General features: G+C 57.4%; 11 protein-coding genes. 2 read left to right on the top strand and 9 right to left on the bottom strand.

Annotation, left to right across the window (positions count from 1 at the left end; translation table 11 throughout):
• Window positions 1-218 precede the first annotated feature (218 nt).
• The gene (gene sanA, locus ACLH1I_RS01605) at window positions 219-935 is read left to right on the top strand and encodes an outer membrane permeability protein SanA (protein WP_004201624.1); all 717 of its coding nucleotides are present in this window, start codon (window positions 219-221) and stop codon (window positions 933-935) included.
• A gap of 70 nt (window positions 936-1005) precedes the next feature.
• On the opposite strand, the gene mglC is transcribed toward sanA, so the two are convergent.
• The 6 genes from mglC to folE form a co-directional block, all read right to left on the bottom strand.
• The gene (mglC, locus tag ACLH1I_RS01600; RefSeq protein WP_002912871.1) at window positions 1006-2016 is read right to left on the bottom strand and encodes a galactose/methyl galactoside ABC transporter permease MglC; all 1011 of its coding nucleotides are present in this window, start codon (window positions 2014-2016) and stop codon (window positions 1006-1008) included.
• A 15-nt stretch (window positions 2017-2031) separates the two neighbouring features.
• A complete protein-coding gene (gene mglA, locus ACLH1I_RS01595; protein ID WP_004201625.1) occupies window positions 2032-3552 on the bottom strand; it encodes a galactose/methyl galactoside ABC transporter ATP-binding protein MglA in 1521 nt (506 codons plus the stop codon).
• 118 nt (window positions 3553-3670) lie between these two features.
• Entirely contained in the window at window positions 3671-4669 is a 999-nt protein-coding gene (gene mglB / locus ACLH1I_RS01590) for a galactose/glucose ABC transporter substrate-binding protein MglB (RefSeq protein WP_004201626.1), read from the bottom strand.
• A 295-nt stretch (window positions 4670-4964) separates the two neighbouring features.
• Window positions 4965-5987, bottom strand: coding sequence for an HTH-type transcriptional regulator GalS (galS, locus tag ACLH1I_RS01585; protein ID WP_017899327.1), 1023 nt, complete (start codon window positions 5985-5987; stop codon window positions 4965-4967).
• A 155-nt stretch (window positions 5988-6142) separates the two neighbouring features.
• Window positions 6143-7300: a DUF418 domain-containing protein YeiB gene (yeiB, locus tag ACLH1I_RS01580; RefSeq protein WP_017899326.1), complete on the bottom strand. Its 1158-nt coding sequence runs from the start codon at window positions 7298-7300 to the stop codon at window positions 6143-6145.
• A 15-nt stretch (window positions 7301-7315) separates the two neighbouring features.
• The gene (gene folE / locus ACLH1I_RS01575) at window positions 7316-7984 is read right to left on the bottom strand and encodes a GTP cyclohydrolase I FolE (RefSeq protein ID WP_004201633.1); all 669 of its coding nucleotides are present in this window, start codon (window positions 7982-7984) and stop codon (window positions 7316-7318) included.
• Window positions 7985-8344: 360 nt separating this feature from the next.
• Between folE and fghA the strand changes: the two genes are divergently transcribed.
• Complete coding sequence (gene fghA, locus ACLH1I_RS01570; protein ID WP_004201634.1) at window positions 8345-9178, top strand: S-formylglutathione hydrolase; 834 nt, start codon at window positions 8345-8347, stop codon at window positions 9176-9178.
• A 70-nt stretch (window positions 9179-9248) separates the two neighbouring features.
• Here the strand turns inward: fghA and cirA are convergent, their stop codons facing one another.
• The 3 genes from cirA to yieE form a co-directional block, all read right to left on the bottom strand.
• On the bottom strand, window positions 9249-11222 hold the full coding sequence (gene cirA, locus ACLH1I_RS01565; RefSeq protein WP_151628796.1) for a catecholate siderophore receptor CirA: 1974 nt from the start codon (window positions 11220-11222) through the stop codon (window positions 9249-9251).
• A gap of 300 nt (window positions 11223-11522) precedes the next feature.
• The gene (locus ACLH1I_RS01560; RefSeq protein WP_099441505.1) at window positions 11523-12992 is read right to left on the bottom strand and encodes an amino acid permease; all 1470 of its coding nucleotides are present in this window, start codon (window positions 12990-12992) and stop codon (window positions 11523-11525) included.
• A 181-nt stretch (window positions 12993-13173) separates the two neighbouring features.
• Window positions 13174-14040 carry a DNA-binding transcriptional regulator YeiE gene (gene yieE, locus ACLH1I_RS01555; protein ID WP_004201638.1) on the bottom strand — a complete coding sequence of 289 codons (867 nt, stop codon included), beginning with the start codon at window positions 14038-14040 and terminating at the stop codon, window positions 13174-13176.

The following is a 14040-nucleotide window of genomic DNA, read 5'->3' as shown; positions in this document are numbered from 1 at the left end:
CCTTAGGTGTCGGGTGGCGCTACGCTTACCCGACCTACGGTTCGCGCCATGGCGAGCTGAAGACCCCTATGCCGGGTGTCGGCTCACGCCTTACCCGGCCTGCGTTCGGCGATCTGTCTATATTGCTGAAAATCCCCGCAATCAAACGCGGGTTTCTTGCGCTTACCCGGCGGGTAAAGTAGCCTGAAGACTCCGTTGTCTATTATTGAGCCAAGTTCATGTTAAAGCGTGTGTTCTACAGCCTGTTAGTCCTGCTCGGCCTGCTGCTGTTGACCGTGCTGGGTCTTGACCGTTGGATGAGCTGGAAAACCGCGCCCTATATCTATGACGAGCTGCAGGACCTCCCCTACCGCCAGGTCGGCGTGGTGCTGGGCACCGCTAAATACTACCGCACCGGCGTCATCAATCAGTATTACCGCTACCGCATCCAGGGCGCGCTGAACGCCTACAACAGCGGCAAGGTCAACTATCTGCTGCTGAGCGGCGATAATGCTCTGCAAAGCTACAATGAACCGATGACCATGCGCCGAGACCTGATTAAAGGCGGCGTCGATCCGGCGGATATCGTGCTGGACTATGCCGGTTTCCGCACGCTTGACTCGATCGTCCGCACCCGCAAAGTGTTCGACACCAACGACTTCATTATCATCACCCAGCGCTTCCACTGCGAACGGGCGCTGTTTATCGCCCTGCATATGGGGATCCAGGCCCAGTGCTACGCGGTGCCGTCGCCGAAGGATATGTGGAGCGTGCGGCTGCGCGAATTCGGCGCCCGCTTCGGCGCGCTGGCGGACCTCTACATTTTCAAACGGGAACCGCGCTTCCTTGGCCCTTTAATCCCGATTCCGGCGCAGCAGCACGACGTGCCGGATGACGCCCAGTCCTACCCGGCGGTCACGCCGGAGCAGCTGCTGGAGCTGCAGAAAGAAAAGTAGCCTCCATCATCGCATCCGTTTCAGGTATAAAAAAACCCGCGCCAGGCGCGGGTTTTTACTCAGGCATAAATTACTTCTTACGGGCGTATTTCAGGGAATCCAGCGCCACGGCGAAGATAATGATCGCCCCCTTAATGATGTACTGCCAGTAAGGGTTGACGCCAATGTAGGTCAGGCCGTAGTTGATCACGGTGAAGATAATTACCCCTGTCACCACGCCGAATACGGTCCCTACCCCGCCGCTGAACGATACACCGCCCACCACGCAGGCGGCGATGGCGTCCAGTTCGTACATAAAGCCGAGGTTATTGGTCGCCGAGCCGATACGACCGGCTTCCAGCAGGCCGCCGAAGGCGTAGAACACCCCGGAGAGGGCATAGATCATCAGCAGGTTCAACGCCACGTTAACCCCGGAGACTTTCGCCGCTTCCGGGTTACCGCCGATAGCGAAAATGTTTTTGCCAAAGCGCGTCTTGTTCCACAGGATCCAGACAAAGAAGACGGCAATCAGCGCGTAGAAGGTGATATAGGACAGGCGGAACGAGCCCAGCGCCACAAACCCCTGCGCGAAATGGGAGAAGTGACTGTCGAAGCCGGAGATCGGCGACGCGCCCACGAAATCGTAGTACAGCGAGTTGATGCCGTAGACGATGATCATGGTCCCGAGGGTGGTAATAAACGGCGTCACGTTCAGATAGGCAATGACGATCCCGTTAATCAGGCCGATGACCGCCCCGATGGCGCATACCAGCAGGATGACCAGTGGGATCGGCATGGTCGCCATATCCGGGAACACCTTGTTGGCATTATCCACCGCCTGCAGCATGGTCGCGGCAATCACCGCCGCCAGTCCCACCTGACGGCCGGCGGAGAGGTCCGTGCCCTGCGTGACGATAAGCCCGGCCACGCCGAGGGCAATAATAATACGCACCGAGGACTGGGTCAGAATATTACTCAGGTTGAGCAGACTTAAAAATGTCGGATCCTGGAAAATAATAATGGCCAACAGGACCAGAAGGACGACATATATCCCACCCTCTTTCAGGTAAGTGAGAAAACTCTTTTTATTTAACGCACTCATGTGAAGCCCCTGATCTTAAAGGTGCAATGACGCAAGACGCAGTATTTCGTTTTGCGTGGTGGTTTTAGTCTCAACAATGCCCGCGACCAGGCCGTTGCTCATTACCAGAATGCGGTCGGTAATCCCCAGCAGTTCCGGCATTTCGGAAGAAATAATAATGATCCCTTTATCTTTTTTAGCCAGCTCGGCAATCAGCTGATAGATCTCGAATTTGGCACCGACGTCGATACCGCGCGTCGGCTCGTCCAGCATCAGGATCTCCGGCTGGGTCAGCAGCCAGCGGCCAATAATGACCTTTTGCTGGTTACCACCGGAAAGCGAACCAATCTGCGTATGCTGGCCGGGGGTTTTAACGCGCATGGAGTCAATCACCCATTGGGTATCGCTCTTCATCCGCGAGTTATCCAGCAAGCCGACGCTGTTTTTATATTTCTTAATATTGGAGATCAGCGAGTTAAAACCGATGTCCAGATAGGCGTAAATTCCGGTGGAGCGCCGCTCCTCGGTTACCAGCGCAAAACCGTGGTTAATCGCCTCATTGGCGCTGTGGTTGTTGATCTTCTTCCCGTGCAGGGTAATGGTGCCGCTGGCCTTCTCACGGATCCCGAACAGGGTCTCCACGATGTCGGTACGCTTCGCGCCCACCAGACCGGCGATACCGAGAATTTCGCCCTTATGCAGGTCGAAGGAGACATCGCGAATGGAGGGCTGGCGCAGGGAGGTGAGATTGCGCACCTGGAGGATGACTTCCCCCGGGGTGTTTTCACGATCCGGGAAGCGCTGATTGAGCGAACGCCCGACCATCATGGCGATGATCTTGTCCATATCCAGCCCTTCCAGCGGCTGGGTAGCGATCCACTGGCCGTCGCGCAGGATGGTAATTTCATCGCACAGCTGGAAAATCTCTTCCATTTTGTGCGAGATATAGACGATACCGCAGCCGCGATCTTTCAGCTTGCGGATGATCTTGAACAGATGGTTGACCTCTTTCTCCGTCAGCGATGACGTCGGCTCGTCCATGATGACGATTTTGGCGTCATAGGAAAACGCCTTCGCGATCTCAATCATCTGCATCTGAGATACCGATAAAGTCCCGACGCGGGCGCGCGGATCGATATCAATATCCAGCTCATCAAAAATAGCCTTGGTATCCCGGTACATTTTGTCCTGATCGACAAACATGCCTTTGGTGGGATAGCGGCCGAGCCACATGTTGTCCATGACCGAACGCTGTAAGACCAGGTTTAATTCCTGATGCACCATCGAAATACCGTTTTCCAGGGCTTCTTTCGCCGAATGGAAATCGATCTCTTTTCCCTGAAAAAGAATGCTGCCGGAATCTTTTTGATAGATCCCAAAAAGGCATTTTAATAATGTCGATTTTCCGGCGCCGTTCTCACCCATTAACGCATGAATGGAGTGCGGACGAACCTTCAGGTTGACATTATCAAGAGCCTTGACGCCAGGAAACGATTTGTTGATGTTGGTCATCTCCAACAAATATTCGCCTGACCGTTCGCTATTATTGCTGACCATAGTTATACCTGGCTGCGTTCATGCACGCCCCGTCCGGCGCAATAACGCCAGCAGGAGTCTGGTTCTGTATCAGGAATAATCGGGCGTGGATAACCCACGCCCGCAACTCACATCACGATTATTTGCCGGTAAACTGGCTCAGGTTGTCTTTATCGACCCCCACGTAGGGGACGCGAACAATCTTGTTGTCAATTTTCCAGTTGGTGCCTGCCGCCGCCTCTTTTCCGTCGGCAAGGTTTTTCGCCAGCTCGAAGGTCGCTTTCGCCTGGTTGTTAGCATCGTTCAGCACGGTACCGGCCATCGCGCCGGATTTCACCAGCGCCAGGGCTTCCGGCAGGGCGTCAACGCCGAACACCGGAATGCTGCTCTTGTTGTGCGCTTTCAGCGCTTCAACCGCACCCATCGCCATGGCGTCATTGTTGGCGATCACCACTTCAATCTTGTTCGCATTCGGGCCGGAGAGCCAGGCGTCCATTTTGTCTTTCGCCTGGGCGGTATCCCACATAGCGGTGTCCATCTGCAGCTGCTGGGTCTTCAGACCTTTATCGTTCAGCTCTTTGATAACGTAGGTGGTACGCGCTTCCGCATCCGGATGGCCCGGTTCGCCTTTCAGCAGGACGTACTGGATCTGGCCGTCTTTATTCAGATCCCAGTTCGGGTTTGCTTTCCAGTGCTTGGCGATCAGATCGCCCTGAATAATCCCGGACTCTTTCGAGTCGGTACCGACGTAGTAAGCCTTGTCATAACTATCCAGCGCTTTACGGGAAGGCTCTTTGTTGAAGAACACCACCGGAATATTCTGCCCGCGCGCTTTTTCGATGACCGTTCCCGCCGCAGCCGGGTCAACCAGGTTGATCGCCAGGGCTTTCACGCCTTTCGCCAGCAGCACGTCAATCTGATCGTTTTGTTTCGACTGGTCGTTCTGCGAGTCATTCATCAGCAGCTGGACGTCAGGCGCGGATTTGCCATCTTTTTCAATCGCCTTACGCACCACCGACATAAAGTTGTCGTCATATTTATAAATCGTCACGCCGATACGGGTATCTGCTGCGTGTGCTGCGGCGCCAAATAACAGACCAGCCATTACAGCAGAGAGGGTAAACACCTTCTTATTCATGGAATCTCCGGTTTTATTATGCAGGGTCATTTTTGTGAAAAGTGCGGGCGGGACTTGTTGCATTAGTGTTACCGCACAACGCATTTCACGACGAAAATTCGGTCTTCCGTGTCGGGTAACGCTCCAGGAAAATACGGATCTAATACTCGTTTAACGCCTTGTTCCTAATAGTAAAAGTGAGGATTTCCCCTCACCTTGTGGTTCAGACTGGTAAACGCTGCCATCATAATCAGGCGAATGTTAATATACTGTGAATTTACTCACAAATTGAAAGCGGTTACATCCCGCTGCCGCTTCAGTTAGTGATCGGCCCCACAGTTTGCCGCTGGGCAACGGAGTGACGGCGCACCAGGGTCGGCATAAAGCAGTGCGTCGCCTCGCGATCCAGCTTGCCGGCCGCCCCCAGCAGCGCCAGCTCGGTGGCCAGCTTCGCCATCGACATCACCGGATAGCGCACGGTGGTCAGTTGAGGATCGGTGTAACGGGAAATAGGAATATCATCAAAGCCAATCAGCGATAGATGCTGCGGCACGACAATGCCGTTATCCTTTAGCGTTGTCAGCGCGCCGGCCGCCATGCTGTCGTTATAGGCGAACACGGCGGTGAGGCCGAGATTCCGCCCCAGCAGTTCGACCATCGCCGCTTCGCCGCCCTGCATGTCCGGGGAGCCGGACCCGACCCAGCTGTCCGGGGCGATGATGCCCTGCTCCTGCAGCGCTTTGCTCCACCCTTCCCGGCGCATATCGTCGTCTTCAATGCCGTGATTTGAGGAGAGATAGCCGATGCGCTGGTGGCCGTGATTGAGCAGCATGCGGGTAGCCATTAGCGCGCCGCTGACGTTGTCGAGACCCACGCAGCGATGGGCAAAGCCCGGCACGATGCGGTTGATCAGCACCATCCCCGGGATATGTTGCATAAAGTCGCTCAGTTCAGCATCGCTGAGCGCTTTCGAATGGACGATCAGCGCCGAGCAGCGCTGGCGGATCAGCACCTCGATGGCGTGGCGCTCTTTTTCCGCCTCGTGATAGCTGTTGCCGATCAGCACATACTTCTGATGCTGCTGGGCGACGGTATCCACCGCTTTCACCAGCGCGCCGAAGAAGGCATCGGAGACGTCCATCACCACCACGCCGATGGTATCGCTGACCTGGGTGGCCAGCGCCTGGGCATTGGCGTTTGGCCGGTAGCCCAGCTGGGTCACCGCTTTCATCACGACGTCGCGCGTATCCGGACTCACCAGCGCGCTGTTGTTCAGCACCCGCGACACGGTGGCCACGGATACGCCCGCCTGGCGGGCGACATCACGAATGGTGATCATACTCAGCGACCTTAAGAGAATTACAGCACGTCACATTCACCTCCTGTGCTCAGCAAGGAGGCTATTCTGGCAGCGACCCGCGGTCCGCTACGTGAGTGAGGTCACACGGCTGGAAACGTTTACATCCGTTTTGTTAATGATTGTGATCGAGATCGTTATCTGGATGTGTCTTTCAATGATGTCCCTGACGCACGCAGGGTTAACTGACGCCACAGCCATTCCACCGGCCCCTGGCGGAAGCGGCGCAGCCAGAGTGATGACAGAAGGAGGTTTACGGCCCAGATGGGGGGAACAAAGGCCAGCAGCTGCAGACGATCGAAGCGCATAAACAGCCCGAGATGATAAAACAGGGTGGTGCAGATCAGGGTCTGCAGCAAATAGTTGGTCAGCGCCATGCGTCCAACGCAGGCGATAGCCCCCACCAGGCGGAAACGGCAGAGCTGCGGCCAGTAGCCCCAGGCCAGCGAGGCATAGCCGATAGCCTGCAGCGGGGCGCTCAGTTCACGCGGCGCCTGCAGTAAAAACGCGCACCAGCGATAGTCCCAGGCCAGATACCACTGGGCGACAATGGCCGGCACATTCACCGCCATCCCGGCCGCCACCAGCAGCACGCCGGTGCGCCGATAGTGACGCTGGCTGAACTGCCCTTTCAGCCAGCCGCTGCGCATCAGCGCCGCGCCTATCAGCATCATCCCCGCCAGCTGCCAGCCATACTGCGCGCCGAGCGCCAACAGATTGTCCGACAGCATATCCGCCCGGTTGCTGACCGCCTCCATGCCGCCGTGCAGCTTCCAGTACTGCTCATACTGCAGATTGGCCGCGTCCGGTACCCAGGAGCGATTCGCGGCCGTCCCCGAGATAATCCCCAGCAGGACCAGCACCGCAATGCCGGTGAGGTAGAGCACCACCCCAGTGTTGAACAGCGATTTGACATGCTGCGCCTCGCGCACCATGCGCCAGCTCACCAGCCCCACCAGGGCGTAGGCCAGCAGAATGTCGCCATCCCAGAAGAAAAGACCGTGAATGAAACCAAGCAGCGCCAGCAGGGTCAGGCGCGACTGGATCCAGCGTTTTCCGCGGGGGAGCAGAAGCTGCAGACCGGCGCCAAACAGCAGCGCGAACAGGGTGAGAAATTTCACCTGCGCCAGCAGGTCGAGAAGCGCCCATGTCCAGGTATCGCTGAGGGTCGCGCTTCCTGACCAGGCCGGATTGAGGTAAGCGGCCTTCGGCAAGCCGAAGGCGCTGATATTGAGAAGCAGGATACCGAGGATGGCGACGCCGCGGACAAAGTCCAGCGTGACATTTCTCTCCATGTACCCTGCTCCGTTTTAGCTGTGGTGACGTACTGCGCGCAGGAATTCCTGGCGGGTATTCTGGCTGGATTTGAACAGGCCACCGAGGGAGGTGGTGGTAGTGGCGCTGGTCGCGTCGCGGATGCCGCGCGCTTTCACGCAGTAATGCACCGCGTCAATGGATACCGCCACGTTGCTGGTGCCGAGCAGCGTCTGCAGCGCAATCAGGATCTGCTGCGTCAGACGCTCCTGGACCTGCGGACGCTGGGCGAAAAACTGCACGATACGGTTGATTTTCGACAGGCCGATCACCGAATCTTTCGGGATATAGGCTACCGTCGCTTTACCATCGATGGTGACGAAATGGTGTTCACAGGTGCTGGTCAGGGTGATATCGCGTACAGTGACCATTTCATCGACCTTCATTTTGTTTTCAATGACGGTGATTTTCGGGAAGCGAGAATAATCCAGTCCGGAGAAGATCTCATCGACATACATTTTGGCGATGCGATGCGGGGTCTCCATCAGACTGTCATCACTCAGATCCAGATTCAGCAGTTGCATAATCTCGGTCATATGACCGGTAATCAAACGCTTGCGTGTTTCGTTATCAATTTCTTGTACTGGCGCACGCATCGGCGTCTCCAGCCCACGAGCGACCAGCGCTTCATGAACGAGGACGGCTTCTTTACTCAGTGATGACATTTGGGTTTCTCCTGCAGGTGTGGCGCTCTTTGCTTTTTCTGGGGGCAAAGTTTGTATTCATTGTGCGTGAGGCGGCGCACAGAATCCAGTAGCCGTAACGATAATTATTGAAATTGGCGCTGCCTTTTATTAAGGCGCGAAGTCTCGCCTCAAGCGCGGCGCCAAATCCCTACCGCCGAATCCGGAATGATCCAACCGCTGTACGCATCCATAAGCGCCATCGCTACACCGGCATGTTGGCTATAAGTTGCATTAATGATGCAGTAAGTTCTCAAAAGGAGAAAGTGAAAGTTGCTCACCGGCTAATGAAATATCTGTATTATGAACGTTTACGCGCACACCCCTTCCGAGGAGCCTTGCATGGAACTGCTTGAAGAGCATCGCTGTTTTGACGGCCGGCAACAACGCTGGCGTCATCACTCCCCTGTCCTGAACTGCGCCATGACGTTCAGCATTTTCTTACCGCCTGAGCGCGAAACGCCGCCGCCGGTGCTGTACTGGCTGTCCGGGCTGACCTGTAACGATGAAAACTTTACCACCAAGGCGGGCGCGCAGCGCATTGCCGCCGAGCTGGGCATCGCGCTGGTGATGCCGGATACCAGCCCGCGCGGTGATGAGGTGGCCAACGACGACAGTTACGATCTGGGGCAAGGCGCCGGCTTCTACCTGAACGCCACCCAGGCGCCCTGGGCGGCGCACTATCGAATGTACGATTACCTGCGCGACGAACTGCCCGCGATTATCCGCAGCGAGTTTAGCATCGGCGACCGCTGCGCCATCAGCGGCCACTCGATGGGCGGTCACGGCGCGCTTATCATGGCGCTCAACAATCCCGGCCGCTACGTCAGCGTCTCCGCCTTCGCGCCGATCGTCAATCCCTCCCAGGTGCCGTGGGGTAAGAAAGCGTTTACCGCCTATCTCGGCGCCGATGAATCGACATGGCACGCCTGGGACAGCTGCGCCCTGATGCAGGCCAGCCAGCCGGCGGACGCTGTGCCGACGCTTATCGATCAGGGCGACAGCGATCCATTCCTTGCCGGACAGTTGCAGCCGGCGGTACTGGCGGAGGTCGCGCGGCAGAAGGCCTGGCCGTTAACGCTGCGCATCCAGCCCGGTTACGACCACAGCTACTACTTCATTGCCTCGTTTATTGAAGACCATCTGCGCTTCCATGCGCAGCATCTCTTTGGCTAAACGCAAATGCGCCGCGAAGCTGCTTCGCGGCGCATGTTCAGGCCTACAGGACGCGTTTTAGCGCCGGCAATCAGAAGCGATAATCCACCGCCATAAAGTAGCGACGGCCCTCTTCGGTATAGCTGTAGTCGTCCCGGCTGAGATCTTTATCACCCACGTTCTGCACCCCGGAGCGCAGTTTCACATTCTTGGTGACCTGCCACGCCGCGCCGACGTCAAACAGGGTATAGCCGCCCGGCGTTTTGCCGGTGGCGCTCACCGCGCGCTGCTGGCCAGTATAGTTGGCTGTCACGTAGAAGGACCAGTCATCCAGCGGTTTCCAGTCGAGCGTGCCGTTGGCGGTATGGAACGGCAGCGTCTGCAGCGGTTTGTCGCCGCCGTTGCTCAGATCGCGACCATCGTTGTAGGTGTAGTTCACCGTCAGCTTCCACTCATCGCCAAACGGGATCTTCACCTCGGTCTCCACCCCTTTGATGCGCGCTTTGTTGACGTTGAAATAGCGGAAGATCGGCACGCGCTTGCCGTTGACGGTTTTCCAGCCGACAAAGTTCGGGTAGCCCGGCGCTTCGCTGGCGCTGGAGGTGCGCAGAACATCGATCATGTCGTCGACATTATTCTGGAAGGTGGTGATGCTGCCTTCGACATTTTCAAGCCAGCCCTCTTCCCCGCGGTAGTAGAGACCGAGCTCGAAGCTTTCGCTGGTTTCCGGTTTTAGATCCGGGTTACCAACGATGCTGCACGAGCCGCGGCAGGAGTTGGTGGTCCAGTCGGGATTAAGCTGCAGCAGGGACGGGGCTTTAAACGCCGTCGCCCAGCCGCCTTTGACGGTGACGGTATCGGTGGCGTTATACACCAGATAGGCGCGCGGGCTCCAGTGATCGCCATAGGTCTGATGGTCGTCCATACGAATGCCGGTGGTCAGCGCCAGCGGCTCGATGATGCGCCATTCGTCTTCAATAAACAGGGCGTACTGGCTGGCCGACGTTGACTGACCGCCGCTGCTCAGGTTGACCGGATCTTTCAGCTTGTCGTGGCGCCATTCGCCGCCGAAGGTCACCAGCTGGTTAATCATGTCCAGCGGCAGAACGTACTTGCCGTCGATGGCATTGCTTTCCGAAGTGATGGTCCCGCTCTGCCCCGGATTTTTGTTATCCACCTTTTCGCCGTAGAACTTGAGCTCGCTGTTGCCCATATCCCAGCGGCCGTTATGGCTCAGGGAGTAGTTCTCACGCTCAAGGCGGTTGCGGTCAAGGGAATCGGAGTCGCGATCCTGGCGGTCAAAGCCATAGCCCGCGGTGAAATCGTGGCTGTCGTTCGGCGTCCAGGCGAATTCAACATTGCCATCGCGGCTGGTGAAGCCCTCGATGCGCGGCGTTTCGCCGGTGGCATTGCTGGAGGACTGCGGATCGTCCTTGGCGCGTTTCGCCAGGCTGCCGTAGGCCTTCATCCCGAGCACGCCGTCGATCAGCGGGCCGCTGGTGAAGAACTGGCCGTTCCAGGTATCCCCGCGTTCGCGGTGCTCCTGGATGGTGGTATCAGCACTCAGCGTCCCGGTCCATTTCTGGCCGATTTTTTTGGTAATAATGTTGACCACGCCGCCGAGCGCATCGGAGCCGTACAGGGAAGACATCGGGCCGCGCACCACTTCGATACGTTCGATGGCATCCACCGGGATCCAGTTAAGGTCGAAGTCATTGTGGCGGAAGACGGCGTTCCGCGAGTTGACGCGCTTGCCGTCAACCAGGATCAGGGTATAGCTGCTGCTCAGACCGCGGATGCTGACGCCTTTGCGGTTATCCCCTTCGTTGGTGAGCTGGACCCCGGGCACATCGCGCAGTACGTCTTTCAGGTTCTGGACCGGCTTGCGCTGCAAATCCTGCTGAGTGATGACACTGATGCTCGCCGGCGCGTCTTTGACGCTCTGTTCAGTCGCCGAGGCGGTCACCACCAGCGTTTCTTCATTCACGTCGGCCAGGGCCGGAAACGCCAACGATACGACGGACGCAGACAATCCCGCCCGGATAAAAGGGTTTAACCTGAACATTCCAAATCTCCATGAGGTGTACAACCAAACAAACAAAAAAGGTGCTGCTCACACGCGCTGGCGGCCTGCCGCTCTGTCGGCGGTAGACTCGCTGTTTTCTTGTCGATGTGGCTGGTCGCCCGATGTCAGTCTGTACACATGGCAGAGACGGGGGAGTGGCTTCATCCGTAATGGTCGGAAATGATAAAGATAATGATTTCTATTATCAATATAATTATGAAGAATTGTGTCAGGCTGTAACTGCGCGGACATAAAAAAAGCCCTCTGTATCAGAGGGCTTGTGCTGTATCACCGCCGGGATTAACGCTTAAAGCGGTCCGGGAAGGTCATATCGCTGTAACGAACGAAGCGGGTGCCTTTCGCCAGTTTGTAGCCAAACCAGATGACGAGGAACAGCGGAATACCGATGTAGGTCGCCGCCACACCGCCCCAGTCAATGGTGTCCTTGAGGAACGCTTCATAGTTCTGTCCCAGGGTGATGATGAGGCACAGCACGAAGGCGAAGATCGGCCCCAGCGGGAAGAACCCGGAACGATACGGCAGGTTATTGAGATCGTTACCCTGCAGGACGTAGCCGCGACGGAAACGGTAGTGGCTGATGGCAATCCCCAGCCAGGCGATAAAGCCCGTCATCCCGGAGGTGTTCAGCAGCCACAGGTACACCGTCTGGTTACCGAACATCGAAGTCAGGAAGCACAGCGCCGCGATAACGGTGGTCGCGTACAGGGCGTTGCGCGGCACGCCGCCACGCGACAGCTTCGAGAAGATGCGCGGCGCTTTGCCGTCGCAGGCCAGGGTATACAGCATACGCGTAGAGGCGTACATCCCCGAGTTACCCGCCGACAGAACGGCCGTCAGGATAACGGCGTTCATGATCGCCGCCGCCGACAGCAGACCGGCGTGCTGGAAGACCAGCGTGAACGGGCTGACGGAGATATCTTTAACGTCGTTGCGCAGCAGGCTCGGATCGGTATATGGAATGATCAGGCTGATAATCAGGATCGCGAAGACGTAAAACAGCAGGATACGCCAGAAGACCTGGCGCACCGCGCGCGGAATGTTCTTCTCCGGGTTCTCAGACTCACCGGCGGCAATACCGATAAGCTCGGTGCCCTGGAAGGAGAAGCCGACAATCATCGCCACGCCGATCATCGCCGAGAAGCCGCCGGCAAACGGCGCATCCGCGATCCCCCAGTTGCTCCAGCCGGCAGGCTGCGCCCCTTTGAAGATGCCGACAATCATCATCACGCCGACGATGATAAAGATAATGACGGTGGCCACTTTGATCAGCGAGAACCAGTATTCCGCCTCGCCAAAGCCGCGCACCGAGATCCAGTTCAGCAGGAACATAATGCCGAGGAACAAGGCGCTCCAAATCCAGCCCGGGATGTCAGGGAACCAGTAGCTCATCACCAGCTGCGAGGCCACCAGATCAACGGCGATCGTTACCGCCCAGTTGTACCAGTAGTTCCAGCCCAGCGCGAAGCCAAAGCCCTCTTCAACATAATTCTGCCCGTAGGTGGCGAAGGAACCGGACACCGGCATAAACGCCGCCAGTTCGCCCAGGCTGGTCATCAGGAAATAGACCATCAGACCGATCAGAATATAAGACAGCAGCGCCCCGCCGGGACCTGCTTGCGAAATCGTTGCGCCAGAGGCAACAAAAAGACCCGTACCGATGGAACCGCCGATGGCGATCATGGTCAAGTGGCGCGCCTTCAGTTCACGACGTAGCGTGGGCGCTTCTGTGGTTTTAGTTTCCGAAACCATGTGATAATGCTATCCATCCAAAAAATGAGGCGCGATTGTAGCAGACGATCGGGGTTCCATCCGGTACAAATGCAAAGTTATAAGAGAGCTTCATGATCGACCGCAAATTATTAGTAAAGCACTAACCTGCGGAATTGCCAGCAAATTCCCCCCACCATTATCAGGCGATAAAGCCGGATCGCTACACCTGGCAATACTGCAGAAAACGTTGTAATGCTTTAGAAATATGCTTCTGCCGGTGGTGGATCCGCCATAGCGTGCGCGTCAGCCGGGGCAGCGGCACTTTCAGCTCCGCCAGCGTGCCGGAGGCCAGCTGTTCGGCAATCACCCGCCGCGATAAGCAGCTGATCCCCAGCCCATGGCGCACCGCGTGTTTGATCGCCTCCGAGTTGCCGAGCTCCATCCCCAGATGAAACGCCGGCAGATGCGACAGCAGAACGTAATCGACAATCTCTCGGGTGCCGGACCCATGCTCGCGCAGGATCCACGGCGCCTCGGCCAGTTGCTGCAGGGTCACCTCCCCCGCCAGCAGCGGCGAGTCAGGCGCGGCAAACACCACCAGCTCATCTTCCAGCCACGGCTCGGCAATAATATCGGCGGCATGACACGGCCCCTCGATCAGACCGAAATCCACCCGCAGGTCGGCAACGGCGTTGATCACGTCCAGGCTGTTGCCCACGCTCAGCTCAACCGGTAGATCCGGGAAGTCATGGCGATAGCGGGCGATGATCTCCGGCATAATATAGTTGCCGATGGTGCTGCTGGCGTAGACCCGAATCGCCCCGTTGTCGCCGCGAAACAGCTGCTCGATCTCCAGGGCCCGCTCCAGCAGCGCCAGGGCGCGCGGATAGAGCAGCCGTCCATGCTCATTGACCACCAGCCGCTTGCCGACGCGGTCGAACAGCTGTACGCCGAGCTGCCCTTCCAGATCGGTCAGCGCGGCGCTGACCGCAGATTGCGAAAGCGCCAGCATCTGTGACGCCTGAGTGGTCGACCCACTCTTGTGGACTTCGGCGAACACTTCCAGCTGCCGCAGCGTAATATGCAT

Source organism: Klebsiella sp. 1SOBk10mer (assembly GCF_046602535.1).
Taxonomy (GTDB): domain Bacteria; phylum Pseudomonadota; class Gammaproteobacteria; order Enterobacterales; family Enterobacteriaceae; genus Klebsiella; species Klebsiella quasipneumoniae.
The sequence above is the reverse complement of the archived record's forward strand: the minus strand, read 5'-3'. Positions and strand labels throughout refer to the sequence as shown.

What these genes read in the sequence shown, in the direction of transcription:
- sanA (WP_004201624.1), top strand. Translation starts at nt 219, where the DNA reads ATGTTAAAGCGTGTGTTCTACAGCCTGTTAGTCCTGCTCGGCCTGCTG.
- mglC (WP_002912871.1), bottom strand. Translation starts at nt 2,016, where the DNA reads ATGAGTGCGTTAAATAAAAAGAGTTTTCTCACTTACCTGAAAGAGGGT.
- mglA (WP_004201625.1), bottom strand. Translation starts at nt 3,552, where the DNA reads ATGGTCAGCAATAATAGCGAACGGTCAGGCGAATATTTGTTGGAGATG.
- mglB (WP_004201626.1), bottom strand. Translation starts at nt 4,669, where the DNA reads ATGAATAAGAAGGTGTTTACCCTCTCTGCTGTAATGGCTGGTCTGTTA.
- galS (WP_017899327.1), bottom strand. Translation starts at nt 5,987, where the DNA reads ATGATCACCATTCGTGATGTCGCCCGCCAGGCGGGCGTATCCGTGGCC.
- yeiB (WP_017899326.1), bottom strand. Translation starts at nt 7,300, where the DNA reads ATGGAGAGAAATGTCACGCTGGACTTTGTCCGCGGCGTCGCCATCCTC.
- folE (WP_004201633.1), bottom strand. Translation starts at nt 7,984, where the DNA reads ATGTCATCACTGAGTAAAGAAGCCGTCCTCGTTCATGAAGCGCTGGTC.
- fghA (WP_004201634.1), top strand. Translation starts at nt 8,345, where the DNA reads ATGGAACTGCTTGAAGAGCATCGCTGTTTTGACGGCCGGCAACAACGC.
- cirA (WP_151628796.1), bottom strand. Translation starts at nt 11,222, where the DNA reads ATGTTCAGGTTAAACCCTTTTATCCGGGCGGGATTGTCTGCGTCCGTC.
- ACLH1I_RS01560 (WP_099441505.1), bottom strand. Translation starts at nt 12,992, where the DNA reads ATGGTTTCGGAAACTAAAACCACAGAAGCGCCCACGCTACGTCGTGAA.
- yieE (WP_004201638.1), bottom strand. Translation starts at nt 14,040, where the DNA reads ATGCATATTACGCTGCGGCAGCTGGAAGTGTTCGCCGAAGTCCACAAG.